Raw genomic sequence first — 18,999 nt, forward strand, 5'->3', positions numbered from 1 at the left:
CCATGATGTCCGCGACCTTCGAGCCGGCCGCCACCCGCGACTGGGACTTCCCCCGGTACGTCGCCGGCACGGCGCTGCTCGTCGCTCTCGGCAGCGCGCGCGGCCTCGACCCGGCCCTGCTGCTGCGCGGCACCGGGCTCGGTGCCCGCGACGTCGCCGACCACCGTCGCGAGGTCACGGCCGCGCAGGAGCTGCGCGTGGTGCGCAACCTGCTCGCCGCGGATCCCCGGGTCACCGGCGCGGAGGCGGGCGCCGCCTACCACGCCTCGACGTTCGGCCCGCTCGGCTTCGCCCTGCTGAGCAGCCCCACGCTCGGCGACGCCGCCAACCTGGCGCTGCGCTTCATCGACCTGAGCTTCTCGTTCACTCCCCTCTCCGCCGTCGTCGAGGACGGCGCGGTCGTGGTCACCGGCGACGAGCACGCCGTGCCCCAGGACGTGCGCGCGTTCGTGGTCGAGCGCGACCTGGCCGCGATCTGGACGGTGCTGCGCGAGATCTGCGGCGGCGCGCCGCGGCTGAGCGCGGTCGGGCTGCCGTTCCCGGCGCCCGACGACGACGCGGCCGCCGGGCGACGGGCGGCGTTCGGCGTCGCTCCCCGGTGGGCGAGCCGTTCGGCGACGCTGCGGTTCGACGCGTCGTGGCTCGACCTGCGCCTCCCCCAGGCCAACGCCCACGCGTTCGCGCTGGCCGAGTCGCTGTGCCACGACCTGGTCTCGCCGCGGCGCGACCGGCGCCGGCACGGCATCGCCGAGGAGGTGCGGATCCTCGTCGCGCAGCGGCTCGAGGACGGCGCGCCAATGGCCGCGGTCGCGGCGGCGCTCGGGCTCAGCGAGCGCTCGCTGCGGCGCCGGCTGCAGGACGCCGGGATGTCGTACCGGACGCTCCTCGACGAGGTGCGCGCCCTCGCCGCCGAGCGGCTGCTCGCCGACCCGGGGCTGACCCTCGATGACATCGCCGAGCGCCTCGGCTACGCGGAGGCCACCAGCCTGGTCGTGGCCTACCGGCGCTGGACGGGGCGGACCCCGCGCGGGCTCAGGCCTCCACGGCCAGGGCCGTCGCGAAGCCCAGCATGACCACCCCGGTCGCTCCGTCGACGCCGCGCCGCAGCCGGGGCCGGGCCAGCGCGGTGGTGGCCTTGCCGGCGATCCAGACGACGGTGACCAGGACGACGGCGCCGATCACGACGAGCGTCAGCGCGTAGACGAGCAGCGCGGGCAGTCCCTGGCCGTCACCGACGAACTGGGGCAGCACCGCGAGGTTGAACGCGAGCACCTTGGGGTTGGTGATGTTGCACAGGAAGCCCTGGCGGAAGGCGACCCACGGGCGCGTCGTCCCACCGCCGGTGCCGACCGCCCAGCCGCGGCCGTCGTTGCGCAGCGCGTCGCGCAGGGCGCTCACCCCGAGCCAGGTCAGGTAGGCGACGCCGGCCCAGCGCACGGCCAGGAAGACCGGCTCCGCGTGGGCCAGGACGGCGCCGAGGCCGGTCGCGGCGAGCACCCCCTGGAGGGTGCCCGCCACGGTGATCCCGGCGGCGGTCAGCAGGCCGCGGCGACGGCCGCCGACCACGCTCGCGCGCAGGGTCAGGAAGGTGTCCGGCCCCGGTGCCGTCGCGAGCAGCGCGGCGAAGAGGACGAAGGAGAGGTACCCGCTCACCCTCCGATGGTGTCAGCCGACCACCACGACCAGGTCACCGCCCTCGACGGGGTGCGGACCGGTGAGCGCGACGCGCTGGACGGTCCCGTCGACGGGCGCGGTGATCGCGGCCTCCATCTTCATCGCCTCGATGGTGGCGACGGTGTCGCCGGCCGCGACCTGGTCGCCCTCGGCGACGGTCACGGTGACGACGCCCTGGAAGGGCGCCGCGACGTGGCCGCGCTGGGCGGGGCCGGCCTTCTCGGCGGCGGCGACCTCGGCGGCGACCGAGCGGTCCCGCACCGAGATCGGGCGGATCTGCCCGTTGAGCAGGCACATCACGGTCCGGAAGCCGCGCTCGTCGGGCTCGCTGATCGCCTGGACGCCGAGGATGAGGCGCTTGCCCTCGGCCAGCTCGACGACGTGCTCCTCACCGGACTGCAGGCCGTAGAGGTACTCCCGCGTCGGTACGACGGACAGGTCGCCCCACTTCGAGCGCGCCTCGTCGTACTCCCGGGTGGGCCCGGGGAACAGCAGCCGGTTGAGCGTCGCGCGGCGCTGGGCCGATTCGCCCGCGAGCCCCTCCGCCTGCTCGGCGGTGAGCGTCTCGTCGGGCGGCGTCCACGGCCGGCCGGCGATCGCCTTGGACCGGAACGGCTCGGGCCAGCCGCCCGGCGGGTCGCCGAGCTCGCCGTGCAGGAAGCCGATCACCGACGCCGGGATGTCGTACGACGACGGGTCGGCCGCGAACGCCTCGGGGTCGGCGCCCGCGGCGACGAGCGCCAGGGCGAGGTCGCCGATGACCTTGGACGACGGCGTCACCTTGGGGACCCGGCCGAGGATGTCGTTGGCCGCGGCGTACATGTCCTCGACCGCCTCGAACCGCTCCCCCAGACCCAGCGCGATCGCCTGCTGGCGCAGGTTCGAGAGCTGGCCGCCGGGGATCTCGTGGCGGTAGACCCGCCCGGTCGGCGCCGGCAGCCCGGACTCGAACGGGGCGTAGAGCCGGCGGACGGCCTCCCAGTAGGGCTCGAGCGCGTTGACCGCGCCCAGGTCGAGCCCGGTCTCGCGGGGGCCGTGGTCGGTGGCGGCGACCAGCGACGACAGCGGCGGCTGGGAGGTCGTGCCGGCCATCGCGGCGCACGCGGCGTCGACCGCGTCGACACCGGCGTCGATCGCCGCCGCGAGGGTGGCGAGCTGGCCGCCCGCGGTGTCGTGGGTGTGCAGGTGGACGGGCACGTCGAAGCGCTCGCGCAGCGCCGTCACCAGCGTGTGCGCCGCCGGGGCGCGCAGCAGGCCGGCCATGTCCTTGATCGCGAGCACGTGGGCGCCGGCGTCGACGATGCGCTCGGCCAGGCGCAGGTAGTAGTCGAGCGTGTAGAGGTCCTCGTCGGGCGAGGAGAGGTCGCCGGTGTAGCAGAGCGCCACCTCGGCGACGCTGGTGCCGGTCGCCCGGACCGCGGCGATCGCGGGACGCATCTGCTCGACGTCGTTGAGCGCGTCGAAGATCCGGAACACGTCGATGCCGGTGGCGGCGGCCTCCTCGACGAACGCGTCGGTCACCGCGGTCGGGTACGGCGTGTAGCCGACCGTGTTGCGCCCGCGCAGCAGCATCTGCAGGCAGATGTTGGGCACCGCGGCGCGCAGCTTGGCCAGCCGGTCCCACGGGTCCTCGGCCAGGAAGCGCAGCGCGACGTCGTAGGTCGCGCCGCCCCAGCACTCCAGCGACCACAGCTCCGGCGTGGTGCGGGCGACGTGACCGGCCACCCCGAGCAGGTCGTGGGTGCGGACCCGCGTCGCCAGCAGCGACTGGTGGGCGTCACGGAAGGTGGTGTCGGTGACCGCGACCGCCGACTGCGCCCGCAGCTCGGCCGCGAACGCCTCGGGTCCGACGGCCAGCAGCCGCTGCCGCGTGCCGTCCGGTACGGCGTGCGCGGGGTCCAGCGTCGCGAGCTTGGCGACCGGGGCCACCGAGACCGGCGAGCGCCCGTGGGGCTGGTTGAGCGTGACGTCGGCGAGGTAGGTCAGCAGCCGGGTGCCGCGGTCGCCGGACGCCCGTGCCGTCAGCAGCCCGGGGTGGGTCTCGATGAACGACGTGGTGACCCGGCCGGCCTCGAAGTCAGGGTCGTCGAGCAGCGCCTGCAGGAACGGGATGTTCGTGGCGACGCCACGGATCCGGAACTCCGCGACCGCCCGCCGGGCGCGGGCCACGGCGTCGTCGAAGGTGCGGCCGCGGCAGGTCAGCTTGGCCAGCATGGAGTCGAAGTGGGGGCTGACCTCGGCGCCGGTGAACGTCGTACCGCCGTCGATGCGCACGCCCGCCCCGCCCGGGGACCGGTAGGCGGTGATGGTGCCGGTGTCGGGACGGAAGCCGTTGGCCGGGTCCTCGGTCGTGATCCGGCACTGCAGCGCGGCGCCCCGCAGCCGGATGCTGTCCTGGGTCAGCCCCAGGTCGGCCAGGGTCTCCCCCGCCGCGATCCGCATCTGCGACTGGACCAGGTCGACGTCGGTGACCTCCTCGGTCACCGTGTGCTCGACCTGGATCCGCGGGTTCATCTCGATGAAGACGTAGTTGCCCTCGGGGTCGAGCAGGAACTCGACCGTGCCTGCGCACGAGTAGCCGATCTCGCGGGCGAAGCGCACCGCGTCGGCGCACATCCGGTCGCGCAGGGCGGGGTCGAGGTCGGGCGCCGGGGCGATCTCGACGACCTTCTGGTGGCGGCGCTGCACCGAGCAGTCCCGCTCGAACAGGTGGATGACCTCGCCCGAGCCGTCGGCGAGGATCTGGACCTCGATGTGCCGCGGGTCCACCACCGCCTGCTCGATGAACACCGTCGGGTCGCCGAACGCGCCCTCGGCCTCGCGCATGCAGGTCTCGACCGCCTCGCGCAGCCCGGCGCGCTCGTCCACGCGGCGCATGCCGCGGCCACCGCCACCGGCGACGGCCTTGACGAACAGGGGCGTCGGGATCGCCTCGGCCGCGGCGACCAGCGCGTCGACGTCGGTCGACGGGTCCACGCTGCGCAGGGTCGGGACGCCCGCGGCCTTGGCCGCGGCGATCGCGCGGGCCTTGTTGCCCGTCAGCGTCAGCACCTCGGCCGAGGGGCCGATGAACGTGATGCCGGCCGCCGTGCAGGCCTCGGCCAGCGCCGGGTTCTCCGACAGGAAGCCGTAGCCCGGGTAGATCGCGTCCGCGCCGCACGCCACCGCGGCGGCCACGATCGCCTCCGGGTCGAGGTAGCTGCGCACCGGGTGCCCGCGCTCGCCGATCTCGTAGGCCTCGTCGGCCTTGAGCCGGTGCTCGGAGCCGCGGTCCTCGTAGGGGAAGACGGCCACGGTCGTGGCCTCGAGCTCGTACGCCGCCCGGAACGCGCGGATGGCGATCTCGCCGCGGTTGGCGACCAGGACCTTCGAGAACATCGTCAGCACCCCGACCCGGTGCCGGGCACGACGCGCCGCTCCTGCGTCCTGGCGGTGTCGGTGTGGTGCATGGCGGCTCCCTGGGTCGAAGGTGGTGAAGCAGCACCATCCTCAAGACCCGCGGACTATGCGTCCAATGACCACTTGCGAGGTAACCTATGCCTGAGAGACATGAATCAGAGGTCCCGCGCAGCCCGCCGGGACCGGTCCGGAAGCGCTAGCATCGGCAGTACCCCGGTCCCGCCTCGCGGATCCCCCTACCGTGACGGACGCCCGGCCGACGCGACGGAGCAGCGTGCCCACGATCGACCCCCGACGCCTGATGGTCCTGCGCGCCTTCGTGCACTCCGACTCGGTCACCGCGACGGCCGCAGCCCTGCACCTGACGCCGTCGGCGGTCTCCCAACAGCTCAGCGCGCTCGAGCGCGAGGTGGGCCACGCGCTCGTCGTACGGACGGGGCGCAAGCTGGCGCTGACCCCGGCCGGTCGCATCCTGGCCGACCACGCCGAGGAGATCAGCTCCCGGCTCAAGATGGCCGAGGCCGACCTTGCTGCGCACGCGGGCGGCGTCCTGGGCCAGCTCCGGATCGGCGCCTTCCCGACGGCGATCAACTGGGTCGTCGCGCCCGCGATCGTCGAGCTGCGCCGCCAGGCACCCGGGGTCGACGTGACGGTCGTCGACGCCGAGGCGCACATGAGCCACCGGATGCTCATGCGCGGCGACATCGACGTGACCGTGAGCCTGGAGTACGAGTCCGACCCCGAGCGCGACTCCCCCGACATCGCCAAGTTCCCGCTCTACATCGAGCGGTTCAAGGCCGTGCTGCCCCTCGGTCACCCGCTGGCGGGCGAGGAGGGCATCGAGCTCACCCAGCTCACCGACGAGGGCTGGATCATGCCCTCACCGGGAAACCCGTGCCGGACGATGGTGCTCCAGGCGTGCGCCGAGGTCGGCTTCCACCCGCCGATCGCCCACGTCTCGGACGACTACCGCGCCGCGCTGGCCCTGGTCGCCGCCGAGGCGGGCATCTGCCTGGTGCCCGAGTCCGCGCTGTCGGCGCGCGACGCGGACTGGGTGACGGTCCTGCCCACGCGCGGCATCGCGCCGCTGCGCAAGGTCATCATGACCACCCGGCGCGACAACCAGGGACATCCCGTCGTCCGCGCCGGGCTGGAGGCGATGCGGGCCGCGCTCGCCGAGCCGGACTCGGAGATCTACGGCCCGCTCGCGCGCTCCGACACGTTCAGCGTGGAGTGACCGCGCCCACCGACGGCGCGCTCTCGCGCAGGAACGCGTCGACGTGCGCGTGGTACTCGTCGGGGCGGTCGCGGCGCACGCAGTGACCCGCGCCCTCGATCACCACAACGTCGAAGCCGGGCGCGACGGCGGTGAGCCGCTCGCGGGAGTGCTTGTCGACGATGACGTCGCCGGTGCCGGTGACCAGCAGGGCCGGTACGCCGGCCGGGCCGACCGTGATCTGGCGGGCGGTCGGCGTCCAGATCCGGCGCTTCTCGTGGAGCCGCTGGTCCATGTACCCGGTGTCGACGGCCCGCATCGCCTCGGCCAGCGGGCGCAGCTCCTGCTCGGGCCAGTGCGGCTTGAGCTCGCGCTGCAGGTCGACCATCTCGTCGACGGAGAGGACGTCGACCTCGTCGAACGGGTCGCGCTCGCGCTGGTCGACCGGCACGCTCAGCCACGGGTTCGGCCCGGCCTCGGGCACCCACCACGGCGGGTCCTCCAGCACCACGCCCGCGACGAGGTGCGGCGCGTCGGCGGCGACGAACGCCGCGATCCGGGCGCCCATCGAGTGCCCCACGACCAGCGTCTTGCGGCCGGTCGCCTCGAGCATGTCGCCCAGGATGTCGATCGCGTCCTGCACCATCACGTCGGTCGACGGCACGCCCTCGTGCTCGGGCCGGCGGCCCGGCGACTTCCCGTGCCCGCGGGCGTCGGGCGCCGCGATGTGGAAGTCACCGCCCCAGCGGTCGACGGCGTCGCCGTAGCACTCACCGGACTCGATGGCGCCGTGCAGGATGAGGATGGCGGGCGCATCGGCTGCGTCCCGCCCGTACGTCCGGACGAACAGGTCGGTTCCCACGTCTCTTCTTTCTCTTTCAGTGCGTCATGGTGCTGATCGTGGCACGGCCGGTCGGCGTCATGCAGCGGTCGCGCGAAGGTCGGGCAGGGTCAGGTCGGCAGCTCGGCCTCGGGCGTGGCCGCCACGAGCGCCTGGGTGCAGGGGTGCTGGGGCGAGCGGAAGATCTCGTCGGACGGCCCCGTCTCGACCACGCGCCCGCGCTGCATGACCGCGACCCGGTCGCTGTAGAGCCGGATCACCGCCAGGTCGTGGCTGACGTGGAGGAACGAGATCCCCTGGTCGCGCTGGAGGTCCGCGAGCAGGTTGAGGATCTGGGCGCGCACCGACACGTCGAGCGCGGATGTCGGCTCGTCGGCGATGATCAGGTCCGGCTTGAGCGCGAGCGCCCGGGCGACCGCGACCCGCTGGAGCTGACCGCCGGACGCCTCGTGCGGGTAGCGCCCGAGGTAGTCGGGGCCGAGGCCGACCGACTCCAGCAGGGCCACCAGCTCGGCCGTCGAGGTGGTCTCGCCGTGCGCGCGGTAGACGTTCTCCAGCGTCTGGCGCACGGTCTGGCGCGGGTTGAGCGAGGCCAGCGGGTCCTGGAAGACCATCGCCACGTTGCGCCGCAGCCGGCGCAGTCCGCCCCGGCTGAGCGCGGCGACGTCGTGGCCGTCGGTGCGGACCGTGCCGGACGTCGGCGTGACCAGGCCGTTGGCCATCCGGGCCAGCGTGGACTTGCCCGAGCCGGACTCACCGACGAGGCCCAGGGCCTCGCCGCGGCCGACCTGCAGCGAGACACCGTCGACGGCGAGGAAGCCACCACCGCGACGGCCGAAGCCGCCCGGGGTGCGGAACCTCTTGCTGACGTCGGTCATCTCCAGGATCGGGGCATCGGCGCTCATCGGGCGACCTCCTCGAGGGACGGGAGCTGGTCGAGGTGGCAGGCCGCGCGATGCGCGTCGCCCGGCCGCAGGGTCGGCAGCGGCACCTCGACGACGCACCGCTCGCCGACCCGATCGGCCAGCCCGCAGCGCGGCGCGAAGGCGCAGCCGGGGCCGGCGTCACGAAGGGACGTCGGCGCGCCCGGGATGGAGCGCAGCCGGGTGCGCTCTCCCCCGCTGTCGAGCCGGGCGTCGAGCCGCGGCGTCGCCGCCCGCAGGCCCGCCGTGTAGGGGTGGGCCGGTGCCTCGAAGATGTCGCGCAGGCTGCCGTACTCGGCCTCGCGGCCGGCGTACAGCACCAGGACGTCGTCGGCCGCGCTCGCCACGACCCCGAAGTCGTGACTGATGAGCAGCATCGCCATGCCGTACTCGTCCTGGAGCTCGCGCAGCAGCGCCAGGATCTGGGCCTGCACGGTCACGTCGAGCGCGGTCGTGGGCTCGTCGGCGATGAGCAGGGCCGGCCGGTTGACCAGCGCCATCGCGATCACCGCACGCTGGCGCATGCCGCCGGAGAACTCGTGCGGGAACCGCCGTACGGCGGCCGCGGGCTCCGGGATGCCGACCCGCTCCAGCATCTCCACCGCCCGCATCCGCGCGGCGCGACGAGAGACCGACCGGTCGTGCAGCCGCACCGCCTGGGCGATGTGCGCGCCGATGTCGAGATAGGGGCTCAGGGCCGACATCGAGTCCTGGAACACCATCGCCACGTCGGCACCGCGCGCGCGGCGCAGCTCGCGCTCGTCGGCGGAGAGCATCTCCCGGCCGGCGACGACGATCCGCCCACGGGCGGAGGCCGCCCGCGGCAGCAGCTGCATGATGGCGCGCCCGGTGATCGTCTTGCCCGACCCGGACTCGCCGACCAGGGCCAGCGTGCGGCCGCCGTCCAGCGTCACCGAGAGGTCGCGCACGACGTCGGCGGTGACCCCGCCGCTGGTGAACGAGACGGACAGGTCCTCGACCTGCAGCACGGGGTCAGGCACGGCGGATCCTCGGGTCGAGAAGCGGCATCAGCAGGTCGGCGATCAGGTTGCCGACGATGATGAGGAAGGCGGAGAACAGGGTCACCCCGACGACGATGCTGAGGTCGGACTCGTTGACGCCGGAGAGCAGCAGGTCGCCGAGCCCGTGCAGGCTGAAGACCTTCTCCGCGATCACCGAGCCGCCCAGCAGCGCGGTCACGTCGAGCGCGAACATCGCCACCACCGGCACCATCACGCCGCGCACGGCGTGCCGGTTGACCTGCCGGGGCGAGGCCCCGCGCGCGGTCATCGCGACGAGGTGCTCGGCCGAGAGCTCGTTGAGGAGCTGGGTCCGAGTCACCCGGATGTAGCCCGCGGCGAGGATGAACGACAGCACCATCCACGGGCCGATCAGGTGCCAGGCCCAGTCGGCCGGTGACTCCGAGAACGAGACGAAGCCGGAGTACGGCAGGGCGTTGAGCATGAAGCCGAACACCTGCACGACGAGCAGGCCCACCAGGAAGGTCGGCACCGACAGCCCGAACATCGCGAAGCCGGTCGAGAACCTGTCGACCAGCCCGCCTCTTCGGATCGCCGAGAGCGCGCCGAGCCCGATCCCGACGACCAGGCAGAGCACCGCGGCGCCCGCGGCCAGCGACAGCGTGACGGGCAGCCGCTCGCCGATGAGCGTCGTGACGTCGCTGCGGTTGGGGAACGAGTAGCCGAAGCACGGCGCCGCGCACTCCACCTGCTGCGACCCCTCGCCGTAGGTGCGGCCGGCGACCAGTCCCTTGACGAACTGGCCGTACTGCCACACGACGCTCTCGTCGGTCTGCATGTAGGCGCTGACCTTGGCCTTGGTCTCCTCCGGGCACGGCTTGCCGCACATGGCGCGGGCCGGGTCCTTGGAGGCACCGAAGAACAGGGCGATCGTCACGAAGGCGATCGCGAGGAGCATGAACACCGCGGTGACCATGCGTCGGACGATGTAGGCGATCACGAGGCATCCTCCGTACGGACGTCGAGCACGTCGCGGAGCGCGTCACCGGCGAGCGTGGCGCCGAAGACGATCAGGAACACCACGGCGCCGGGGAAGAGCATGTACCAGACGTCCGCGCCGGAGTAGATCCACGGCAGGGAGTCGGAGAGCAGCTTGCCGAGGTCGGGCACGTCGCCACGCATGCCGACGCCGAGGAAGGACAGGCCCGCGACGACGCTGACGTTGCCGGGCAGCGACATCGCGAACAGGACGACGACCAGGCCGAAGAGGTGCGGGAGCATCTCGCGCCGGATGATCTGCCAGGGCGGGGCCCCGGTGGCGCGGGCGGCCTCGACGAAGGCGCGGGCGTTGATCGCACCGGCCTGGGCGCCGATGATCCGGGCGGGCACGGTCCAGCCGAAGAACGCCAGGACCAGCACGAGCACCAGCCCACGGGGCATCTCCGCCGGCACGATCGCCATGATCGCGATGACGAACATCAGGCCCGGGAAGCCGAACATGAAGTCGATCAGCCGGCCGGCGACGGCGTTGAGCCAGCCGCCGAAGTACCCCATCGCCGTGCCCAGGACCGCCGCGAAGACGATCGCCAGGATGCTCGCGCCGAACGCGATGAACAGCGAGGAGCGGATGCCGTAGACGATCTGCGCGAACAGGTCGACGCCGGTGACCGGGACGACACCCAGCCAGTGGTCGGCGCTGACGCCGCCGAGGGCGCCGAGCGGGCGCCCGCCGTCCGGGTCGAGCAGGTCGGTGTGGAACGTGTGCGGGTCCTGGCCCTCGAGCCGGACCAGCAGCGGGGCGCAGAGCCCCGCGACCAGCGGCACGACGAGCATCACCAGCCCGGCGACGCCGGACTTCTTGCGGAGGAAGCGGCGGAGGACCGACGTGCGCCGGCCCTCCGCCTGCTCGATCTCAGTGATCGACACCGACGACCAGCTCGTTCGCGAACGGCGGGTAGGCGGGCATGAAGTAGTTCAGGATGTTCGATCCGGCCAGTGCCTGCGTGCGCTGCACGAGGAACGGGACGATCGGGGCGTCCTCCATGATCTGCTTGTCGATCGCGGCCCACATCTCGGCGGCCTTGTCGAGGTCGGGCTCGGAGATCGCGGCGTCGATCGCCGCGTCCACCTCGGGGTTGGAGTACTGCGAGGCGTTGCCGCCGCCGTTGCCGATCTCGCTCGAGGCGAAGAGCGGCTGGATGGTGCTCATGCCGCTCGGGAAGTCGGCGCCCCAGCCGTTCGTGGTGAGGTCGTAGTCACCGTCGGCGGACGAGACCAGCTCGTACCAGGTGCTGCCGTCGAGACCCTTGAGCTCGACGTCGATGCCGACCCGCTTGAGCGAGTTCTTGACGCTCTGGGCCTCCTTCTCCTCGATCGCGCTGACGTCGGTCGGGTAGGTCAGCGTGAGCTTGAGGTTCTTCACGCCGGCCTCGTCGAGCAGCTCCTTGGCCTTCTCGACGTCACCGGTGTCGCCGCCCGGGTACAGGTCGTAGTCGGTGGCGCCGGGGATGCCCTCGGTCATGATCGACGAGGTGATCTGACCACCGAACTTCGGGCCGCCGTACACGCTCTGGATCTCGGACTTGTTGATCGCGTAGTTGATCGCCTGGCGCACCCGGAGGTCGGAGAGACCCGGCCGCTTCACGTTCATCGCGAGGTAGCGGAAGTAGCCCGAGGGGCCGTTGGCCAGCCGGTCCGAGATCGACGCGTCGGACTCGATGCGCTGGAACTGCGAGGGCGAGATGAGCGCGTTGCTGATCGCGTTCTTGTCGTCGCCCTTGTCGTCGATGAGGCGCTGCACGATCGTGTCGTTGTTCAGGCCCATGTCGAGGATGATCTTGTCCGGGCCGGCCAGGCGGGCCTGGTCGGTGTCCGCCTTCCAGTTCGGGTTGCGCTCCAGCACGGCCTGGGTGCCCTTGCTGAAGCTCGTCACCATGTACGGGCCGCTCGCGACCGGCTTCTCGCCGTACGTCTCGGGCTGGGTGTCGGCCGCCTTCGGCACGGGCGCGAACGCCGGCATGCTCACGATCCACGGCCAGTTGCCGAACGGGCGGGTCAGGTGGAAAACGATCTTGTGCTCGTCGACGACCTCGATGGAGTCGAGCTCCTTGCCGTCGTACGGGCCGTCGTAGTCGGCACCGCCCTCGAGCAGGGTCTTGTGGTAGCCGAGGCCGCCCTGGAACATCGGCGCGAACGACCGCTCGATGCCGTACTTGACGTCCTGGGCCGTGATCGGGCTGCCGTCGGAGAACTTCAGGCCCTCCTGCAGCTCGAAGGTCCAGGTCTTGCCGCCGTCGTCGGTCGTACCGGTGTCCTTGGCGAGGTCCGGGACCAGGATCGTGTCCTTGTCCGGGAACGTCTGCCACGACGTCAGCCCGCGGTGCACCCACCGCAGCCGGCTGGTCGGCACCATCTGCGCGTTGGCGGTCTCGAAGGACTCCGTCGCCTTGCGGGAGAGGTAGTGGAGCGTCCCGCCCTGGGGCACGGACTCCATCGCCGACGTGTTCTTGTCCTTGGTCGAGTCGCTCGACGAGGAGTTGGCATTGCAGCCGGCCACCGCGAGGGCCAGGACGAGGGCGAGCCCGACGGGCACCACTCTCCGGGATCGTTTCGCCATAGATCGCGCTTCCTGTGAGGCGGTCCCGATCGATCGGGACCGCGGCTTGGATCTCAGGAAGGGAGTCTGTGGTCGCGGCCACAGGTGCGTCCATCGAGGAGTTCTGCAGGGCACCTTTCAGAAAAACTGAAAGATCGGAGGCCTCTGCGTGTGCGGCGTCCACGATAGCCGCCGATCCCGCTGGCCGGAAGACGGCGGCGTGCACCTGTGCTACATGTCTAGCGTTCGCACCATGACGTCGCTCTCCCCCGCCGACCACCTCGCGCTCGCCGACCTCGTCCACCGCTACGCCGCCGGCGTCGACGACCGCGACCTCGACGCCGTGGTCGCTCTCTTCGCCCCCGACGCCACCATGACCGCCCCGGTCGACCCCGGCCGCGCGCCCGGCACCGCCACCCACGACGGCCTCGACGCCATCACCACCGCCCTCGGCGCGGTCCACCGCCTGCCCGTCACCGTGCACGCCGTGGTCGGGACCGTCTTCGACGCCGTCTCCGCCGACGAGGCGACCGGCCGGGTCGCGTGCGTCGCGCACCACGCGTTCGAGCGCGACGGCGGGGCCCGGGACGACACCTGGCACGTCGTCTACCGGGACCGCTACCGGCGTACGGACGCGGGGTGGCGGTTCGCGAGCCGGGTGCTGGAGGTGCGGCTGCGGACCGCGGGCGACGTACGGATCGTCGGGACCGGCGTACCGCAGAGATGACGGCACCCCCTGCGCACCGCGCCACGACGCCGATCCCCTCCGCCGCCGGCTGGTCGCCGCGCCGGAGGAGTACGCGGCCACCAACGCAGAACGGCGGCCCGAGGGCCGCCGTTCTGGCTTTTCTGTGTCCGAGGGGGGACTTGAACCCCCACGCCCTAATACGGGCACTAGCACCTCAAGCTAGCGCGTCTGCCAATTCCGCCACCCGGACGAGTGCGGGTGAAACCGTAGCAAAGGCTGGCCCGAGATGCCGCATCGGCACCCCTCCTGGGCATCCGCACGCCTTGATCGAGCCTGGTCCGCGTGCCACGGTGGGTGAGGTCTCTGACCTCAACCGAGAAGGCAAGCCATGCTCACCCTGACTGAGAACGCATGCACGATCGTCAAGCAGATGACCGACATCCCCGACGCTCCGGACACCGCGGGCCTGCGGATCACGCAGGTCGACACCGGCTTCGCCGTCACCGCGACGGCCCAGCCCGAGGCGGGCGACGAGGTGGTGGTGCAGAACGGCGCGACCGTCTACCTCGATGCGGGAGCCGCCGACCAGCTCGGCGAGATGACCCTCGACGCCGGGGTCGACGACCAGGGGGCGTTGCAGTTCGGCCTGCTCGCGCAGGCCTAGCGACGCCGAAGCCACGCTCGGGCGTCGCTTCTGGGATCGTGGGGGCATGCAAGAGCTGCGTGTCGCCTTCGTCCCCGGAGTGACGCCCGACAAGTGGGCCCGGGTCTGGCGCGAGCGTCACCCGCGCCTGCCGCTGCGGCTGCTGCCGATCGAGGAGGACGCCGCCCGCGCCGTGCTCGACGACGGCACCGCCGACCTCGTCCTGGCCCGGCTGCCGGTCGACCTCGAGGCGCCGACGCCCCTCCACTGCGTCCGCCTGTACGAGGAGCAGCCCGTCGTCGTCGCCGGGCGCGAGCACTTCGTGGCCGCCGCCGCCGAGTCCGACGCGCCGCTCGACCTCGCCGAGCTCGCCGACGAGCAGCTCGTGCTCCCCCACCCGTCCGGGTGGACGCCGGCTGCCGAGCAGCTGCCGTTCCCGCCGATGACGGTCAAGGACGCGATCGAGGTCGCCTCTTCGGGCACCGGGGTGGTGATCGTGCCGATGTCGCTGGCGCGCCTGCACCACCGCAAGGACGTGGTCACCCGTCCGGTCGACCTGCCCCCGACGACGGTGGCGCTGCTGTGGCCGCGAGAGGCCGACAGTCCCGTCCACCAGGACTTCGTGGGCGTGGTGCGCGGCCGGCGGGCCTCCAGCAGCCGCTGACGGCGGTCAGCCCAGGTGGGTCGCCGCCCACTCCCCCAGGACCCGGGCGCTGCGGTCGACCAGCACGGCCCACTCCATCGCGCCCTCGTCGGCGTTGTCGGAGACGTGCTTGACCATCCGCAGCGGGACGCCGAACTCCTGGGCGACGTACGCCACGGCGTAGCCCTCCATGTCGACGAGCTGCGCCCGCTCGGCGAGCCGGGCCCGGACGACCGGGTCGGTGACGAAGACGTCGCCGGTGGCCAGGACGGTCGGGCTCTCCCCGATCACGAGCCGGTCGCGCGGGTCGTAGCCGAGCGCCCGGATCGCGTCGCCGTTGATGTCGTGGTTGAGCACGGTCCCGATCTCGTGGAGGCCGTGCTCGCCGTCGAGCCCGTCGAGCCCGTCGTGCAGGGCGCCCGCGGTGCCGAGGTTGACGACGACCAGGTCGTCGAGGTCGGAACGGCCGGCGAGGTGCCGGGTCAGCGCGGTCGCGGCGGCGGTCTTGCCGATGCCGGTGACGACGACGTCGAGCCCGGCCGGGACGTGGGCGACCTCGGAACGGGCCGCGGCGACGATGAGGGGACGAGGCACGGCGTCACGCTAGCGGCCGGTGGGCGAGGATGGACGGGTGACCTCAGCGACCGCCACGGCCCCGGGCCGGGTGAACCTGATCGGCGAGCACACCGACTACAACGGCGGGCGCTGCCTGCCGTTCGCGATCCCGCTCGCCACCACCGCGACCGTCACGGTCCGTGACGACGCCGCACTGGTGGTGGAGGGCAGCGGGGACGCCGACGCCACCGGGTACGTCGCGGGCGTCGTCTGGGCGCTGCGGGAGGCCGGGTGGGACGTCCCCGGCCTCGACGTCGCCGTCACGACCGACCTGCCGATCGGCGGCGGGCTGTCCAGCTCGGCCGCACTCGAGTGCTCGGTCGCCGTGGCGATCGCCGGGCTGCTCGGCCAGCCGCTGGACCGGCCGGGCCGGCGCCGGATCGCCGAGGCGTGCCGCCGCGCCGAGACCGAGCACGTCGGAGCGCCGACCGGCGGCATGGACCAGCTCGCCAGCATGCTCGGCAGCGCGGGCGGCGCGCTGCTGCTCGACTTCGCGGATCCCGCGGCCCCCCGGGTGAGCGACGTACCGCTGCCGCTGGCCGCGGCCGGGCTGAGGATCCTGGTCACCGACAGCGGGGTCCGGCACGTGCTCGCCGACGGGGACGGCGGCTATGCGCAGCGCCGGCGCGAGTGCGCGGCGGGCGACGTACGCCGGCTGCGGCACGTGGCGACCGAGGACGCCCGGGTCGGCTCGGCCGTGGCGGCGATCGCGGCCGGGGACTGGCCCGGCCTCGGCCTGCTGATGACCGCCTCGCACGTGTCGCTGCGCGAGGACTTCGAGGTCTCGCTCCCCCAGCTCGACGCCGCCGTCGACGCCGCGATCGGCTCGGGCGCACTCGGCGCCCGGCTCACCGGCGGTGGGTTCGGCGGGTGCACCATCGCGCTGGTCCCGGAGACCGGGGTCGCCGCGGTGCGCGCGGCGATCGACGACGCCTACGGCGCCGCCGGGTGGGAAGCGCCCGCCCACCGCGTCGTCCTGCCCGCGGTGGGCGCGCGCCTCATCGCGGCGCCGGCCTGAACTTGCGGTTTGGTCCCAAACCGCAAGTCCCACCGGCGTGTCGCTGCAGTCTCTGACCAATCGCAACACGTTCCACCCCGCCCACGGACGTCGAGGGCCCGCCCCCACGACCGCGGAGACGGGCCCTCGACCCAAGACCCTGCTAGCTCACTTGAGCTCGGCGCTCGAGAGCCCGAGGATCCGGCGGGCCACGATGAGCTGCTGGATCTGCTGGGTGCCCTCGAAGATGTCGAGGATCTTGGAGTCGCGGGCCCACTTCTCGAGCAGCTCCTCCTCGCTGTAGCCGATCGACGCGCACAGCTCGACGCACGACAGCGTCACGTCGGAGCCGACCCGGCCGGCCTTCGCCTTGGCCATCGAGGCCTCCAGCGAGTTGGGCTTGCGGTTGTCCGCCATCCACGCGGCCTGGAGGGTGAGCAGGCGCCCGGCCTCCCAGTCGGCCTCGAGCTGGAGGAACTTCGCGGCAGCGGCGTGCTGGAGCAGCGCGGGACGGTCGTAGTCGACCTCGATCCCCGCCTCCTTGAGCAGGTCGCGGGTCAGGTCGAGCGAGGCCCGGGCGCAGCCGACCGCCATCGCGGCGACCAGCGGACGGGTGTTGTCGAACGTCGCCATCGCGCCGGCGAAGCCCTGCTCGACGTTGATCTCGGGCGAGCCGAGGAGGTTCTCCTTGGCCACTCGCGCGTCGGTGAAGGTGATCACCGCGGTGTCGGAGGCGCGGATGCCGAGCTTCTCCTCGAGCCGCTCGACCTTGACGCCGGGCGTGCCCTTCTCGACCACGAACGACTTGATCGCCGCGCGGCCCAGGGACTTGTCGAGCGTCGCCCACACCACGATGCAGTCGGAGCGCTCGCCGGAGGTGACGAAGATCTTCTCGCCGTTGATGACGTACTCGTCGCCGTCGAGCACGGCGGTCGTCGAGATCGCAGCCGAGTCGGAGCCGAACGACGGCTCGGTGATCGCCATCGAGGCCCAGCGGCCCTTGAAGCGCTCGAGCTGCTCGTCGTTGGCGACCGAGGCGATCGCGGAGTTGCCGAGGCCCTGGCGGGGCATCGAGAGCAGCAGGCCGGTGTCGCCCCAGCACATCTCGGCGACCGAGGTCACCGAGGCGAGGTTGGCGCCGTTCTTGACCGAGCCCTTCTTGTCGCTGTCGTCGGCGTCGCGGCGTACGCCGGTCGCGCCGGCGCCCTCGCTCGCGCCGGACTCGGAGAGCCCGTCGATCATCGCCGCGAGCATGTCGAGCTCCTTGGGATACTCGTGCTCGGCGATGTCGTACTTGCGCGAGATGGGTCGCAGCATGTTCATCGCGACCTGGTGGGCCTGGTCGACCAGCGCCCGGTGCTTCTTCGGGACTTCGAGGTTGATGGCCATCAGACCAGCACCGTTCCTTCCATGATGCCGATGGCACGCAGGTCGCGATACCACCGCTCGACCGGGTGCTCCTTGACGAATCCGTGGCCACCGAGCAGCTGGACGCCGTCGAGGCCGATCTGCATGCCCTTGTCGGTGCACGCCTTGCGGGCCAGTGCGACCTCGCGGGAGAAGTCCTTGCCGGCCGCGGCACGTGAAGCCGCGCGGTAGGTCAGCAGGCGCATGCCCTGGAGCTCGATCGCGATGTTGGCGACCATGAAGGCGACCGACTGGCGGTTGGCGATCGGCTCGCCGAACGCCTCGCGCTCCTTGACGTAGGGCGTCACGTAGTCGAGCACGGCCTGGGCCGTGCCGACCGCGAGCGCGCACCAGGCCAGGCGCGAGAGCCGGACGCACTCGGTGTAGGTCGAGCCGTCGGTAGCGCCGAGGACGGCGTCCGCGGGGACCTTGACGTTCTCGAGCACGAGCTTGGTCAGCGACGCGGCGCGCACGCCCATCGCCGGGTCGCCCTCGATGCTGAGGCCCTCGGTCGAGGACTCGACCAGGAACAGCACGGGCTTGCCGTCGAGCTGGGCGCCGACGACGAAGAGCTCGGCGTGGTCGCCGCGGGCGACCAGGCTCTTGGTGCCGCTGAGCACGTAGCCGTCGCCGGACTTCTTGGCGGTGGTCGACGGGCTGAGCACGTCGAAGAGGACGGTCGGCTCGCTCAGCGCGAGCGCGGCCGCGGGGACCTCGTCGCCGGTGAACGCCGGGAGGTAGGTCTGCTGCTGCGCATCGGTGCCCCACAGACCGATGGCAGTCGCGACCGAACCGGGCGCCAGGGTGGCGACGGCCAGGCCCATGTCGCCCTTGGCGAGCGCCTCGGCGACGAGCGTGCCGGCCATCGCGGAGCGCTCCTCGGAGACCCCGCCCAGGGACTCCGGGACACCCAGGATCGGCAGCCCGATCTCGAGGCTGGACTTGAGCAGGGCGTCGGGCGCCGCGCACTCCTTGTCGGCCTCGAAGGCCGCGGGCCGGACGACCTCGTCGGCGAACTCGGTGACCACGTCGACGAGCATCTGCTCGTCCTCACCCGGGGTGAGGTCGAAGACGCCGCTGGCGGCCGCGGGGGTCGGGCGGGTGCCCGGCTGACCCTTCTGTCCGGCCTTGGCGAAGGTCCGGCTGGCGTTGGTCATCGTCTTGAACCCGGTCCGGGTGACGGAGAAGACCGCCTGCTCGGCCGGCTTGCGGAGGCGGACCTTGTCGAGGAGGTCGGTCTGGGCGAGCCGGTTGAGGCCGGCGACGAGGTAGCCGATGGGATCACGGCTCTCGTTGCTGGGAACCCCGTGCTTCCCGCCCGGCTTGAGGTTGCTGATCAAGGACATGCGACTAACTGTAACCGCGAGTTACACACCGC

17 protein-coding genes and 1 tRNA gene are annotated in these 18,999 nt (G+C 72.5%); 6 read left to right on the top strand and 12 right to left on the bottom strand.

What is annotated here, in order from left to right:
• Positions 1 to 2 precede the first annotated feature (2 nt).
• Complete coding sequence (locus CCO04_RS20275; protein ID WP_215815961.1) at positions 3 to 1,073, top strand: AraC family transcriptional regulator; 1,071 nt, start codon at positions 3 to 5, stop codon at positions 1,071 to 1,073.
• Here the strand turns inward: CCO04_RS20275 and CCO04_RS20280 are convergent.
• Both CCO04_RS20280 and CCO04_RS20285 read right to left on the bottom strand, forming a co-directional pair.
• A complete protein-coding gene (locus CCO04_RS20280) occupies positions 1,033 to 1,653 on the bottom strand; it encodes a LysE family translocator (RefSeq protein WP_215815962.1) in 621 nt (206 codons plus the stop codon). The genes CCO04_RS20275 and CCO04_RS20280 overlap by 41 nt on opposite strands.
• Positions 1,654 to 1,665: 12 nt before the next feature.
• Positions 1,666 to 5,052, bottom strand: coding sequence for a pyruvate carboxylase (locus tag CCO04_RS20285; RefSeq protein WP_215815963.1), 3,387 nt, complete (start codon positions 5,050 to 5,052; stop codon positions 1,666 to 1,668).
• A 295-nt stretch (positions 5,053 to 5,347) separates the two neighbouring features.
• Between CCO04_RS20285 and CCO04_RS20290 the strand changes: the two genes are divergently transcribed.
• Complete coding sequence (locus CCO04_RS20290) at positions 5,348 to 6,310, top strand: LysR family transcriptional regulator (protein ID WP_215815964.1); 963 nt, start codon at positions 5,348 to 5,350, stop codon at positions 6,308 to 6,310.
• Here CCO04_RS20290 and CCO04_RS20295 read toward each other — a convergent pair.
• The 6 genes from CCO04_RS20295 to CCO04_RS20320 form a co-directional block, all read right to left on the bottom strand.
• Positions 6,297 to 7,151 carry an alpha/beta fold hydrolase gene (locus CCO04_RS20295; RefSeq protein WP_215815965.1) on the bottom strand — a complete coding sequence of 285 codons (855 nt, stop codon included), beginning with the start codon at positions 7,149 to 7,151 and terminating at the stop codon, positions 6,297 to 6,299. The genes CCO04_RS20290 and CCO04_RS20295 overlap by 14 nt on opposite strands.
• Before the next feature lie 89 nt (positions 7,152 to 7,240).
• Positions 7,241 to 8,035: an ATP-binding cassette domain-containing protein gene (locus CCO04_RS20300; protein WP_215815966.1), complete on the bottom strand. Its 795-nt coding sequence runs from the start codon at positions 8,033 to 8,035 to the stop codon at positions 7,241 to 7,243.
• A complete protein-coding gene (locus CCO04_RS20305) occupies positions 8,032 to 9,054 on the bottom strand; it encodes an ABC transporter ATP-binding protein (protein WP_215815967.1) in 1,023 nt (340 codons plus the stop codon). Before CCO04_RS20305 ends, CCO04_RS20300 begins: the two co-directional genes overlap by 4 nt.
• Positions 9,047 to 10,033: an ABC transporter permease gene (locus CCO04_RS20310; protein ID WP_308281396.1), complete on the bottom strand. Its 987-nt coding sequence runs from the start codon at positions 10,031 to 10,033 to the stop codon at positions 9,047 to 9,049. The genes CCO04_RS20305 and CCO04_RS20310 overlap by 8 nt, the downstream gene beginning before the upstream one ends.
• Positions 10,030 to 10,959 (bottom strand): ABC transporter permease, encoded by a 930-nt coding sequence (locus CCO04_RS28735; RefSeq protein ID WP_215815968.1) that lies wholly within the window; start codon positions 10,957 to 10,959, stop codon positions 10,030 to 10,032. The genes CCO04_RS20310 and CCO04_RS28735 overlap by 4 nt, the downstream gene beginning before the upstream one ends.
• Complete coding sequence (locus CCO04_RS20320; protein ID WP_308281398.1) at positions 10,946 to 12,628, bottom strand: ABC transporter substrate-binding protein; 1,683 nt, start codon at positions 12,626 to 12,628, stop codon at positions 10,946 to 10,948. The genes CCO04_RS28735 and CCO04_RS20320 overlap by 14 nt, the downstream gene beginning before the upstream one ends.
• A gap of 253 nt (positions 12,629 to 12,881) precedes the next feature.
• Between CCO04_RS20320 and CCO04_RS20325 the strand changes: the two genes are divergently transcribed.
• Positions 12,882 to 13,355, top strand: coding sequence for a nuclear transport factor 2 family protein (locus CCO04_RS20325; RefSeq protein WP_215815970.1), 474 nt, complete (start codon positions 12,882 to 12,884; stop codon positions 13,353 to 13,355).
• A gap of 125 nt (positions 13,356 to 13,480) precedes the next feature.
• Here the strand turns inward: CCO04_RS20325 and CCO04_RS20330 are convergent.
• Positions 13,481 to 13,566, bottom strand: a tRNA-Leu gene (locus tag CCO04_RS20330).
• Positions 13,567 to 13,704: 138 nt separating this feature from the next.
• On the opposite strand from CCO04_RS20330, the gene CCO04_RS20335 reads away from it, so the two are divergent.
• Entirely contained in the window at positions 13,705 to 13,980 is a 276-nt protein-coding gene (locus CCO04_RS20335) for a Fe-S cluster assembly protein HesB (RefSeq protein ID WP_215815971.1), read from the top strand.
• Positions 13,981 to 14,026: 46 nt separating this feature from the next.
• The gene (locus tag CCO04_RS20340) at positions 14,027 to 14,623 is read left to right on the top strand and encodes a LysR family transcriptional regulator substrate-binding protein (RefSeq protein WP_215815972.1); all 597 of its coding nucleotides are present in this window, start codon (positions 14,027 to 14,029) and stop codon (positions 14,621 to 14,623) included.
• 6 nt (positions 14,624 to 14,629) lie between these two features.
• Here the strand turns inward: CCO04_RS20340 and CCO04_RS20345 are convergent, their stop codons facing one another.
• Complete coding sequence (locus tag CCO04_RS20345) at positions 14,630 to 15,196, bottom strand: nucleosidase (RefSeq protein WP_215815973.1); 567 nt, start codon at positions 15,194 to 15,196, stop codon at positions 14,630 to 14,632.
• Between the two features lie 37 nt (positions 15,197 to 15,233).
• Here CCO04_RS20345 and CCO04_RS29895 point away from each other — a divergent pair, with 37 nt between their 5' ends.
• Positions 15,234 to 16,235 carry a galactokinase family protein gene (locus CCO04_RS29895; protein WP_308281399.1) on the top strand — a complete coding sequence of 334 codons (1,002 nt, stop codon included), beginning with the start codon at positions 15,234 to 15,236 and terminating at the stop codon, positions 16,233 to 16,235.
• A gap of 147 nt (positions 16,236 to 16,382) precedes the next feature.
• On the opposite strand, the gene CCO04_RS20355 is transcribed toward CCO04_RS29895, so the two are convergent.
• Both CCO04_RS20355 and CCO04_RS20360 read right to left on the bottom strand, forming a co-directional pair.
• Positions 16,383 to 17,603 carry an acyl-CoA dehydrogenase family protein gene (locus CCO04_RS20355; RefSeq protein ID WP_215815975.1) on the bottom strand — a complete coding sequence of 407 codons (1,221 nt, stop codon included), beginning with the start codon at positions 17,601 to 17,603 and terminating at the stop codon, positions 16,383 to 16,385.
• Positions 17,603 to 18,967, bottom strand: coding sequence for an acyl-CoA dehydrogenase family protein (locus CCO04_RS20360; RefSeq protein WP_215815976.1), 1,365 nt, complete (start codon positions 18,965 to 18,967; stop codon positions 17,603 to 17,605). Before CCO04_RS20360 ends, CCO04_RS20355 begins: the two co-directional genes overlap by 1 nt.
• Between the last annotated feature and the right edge of the window lie 32 nt (positions 18,968 to 18,999).

The sequence above is a fragment of the Pimelobacter sp. 30-1 genome, assembly GCF_018831735.1.
Lineage (GTDB): Bacteria > Actinomycetota > Actinomycetes > Propionibacteriales > Nocardioidaceae > Nocardioides.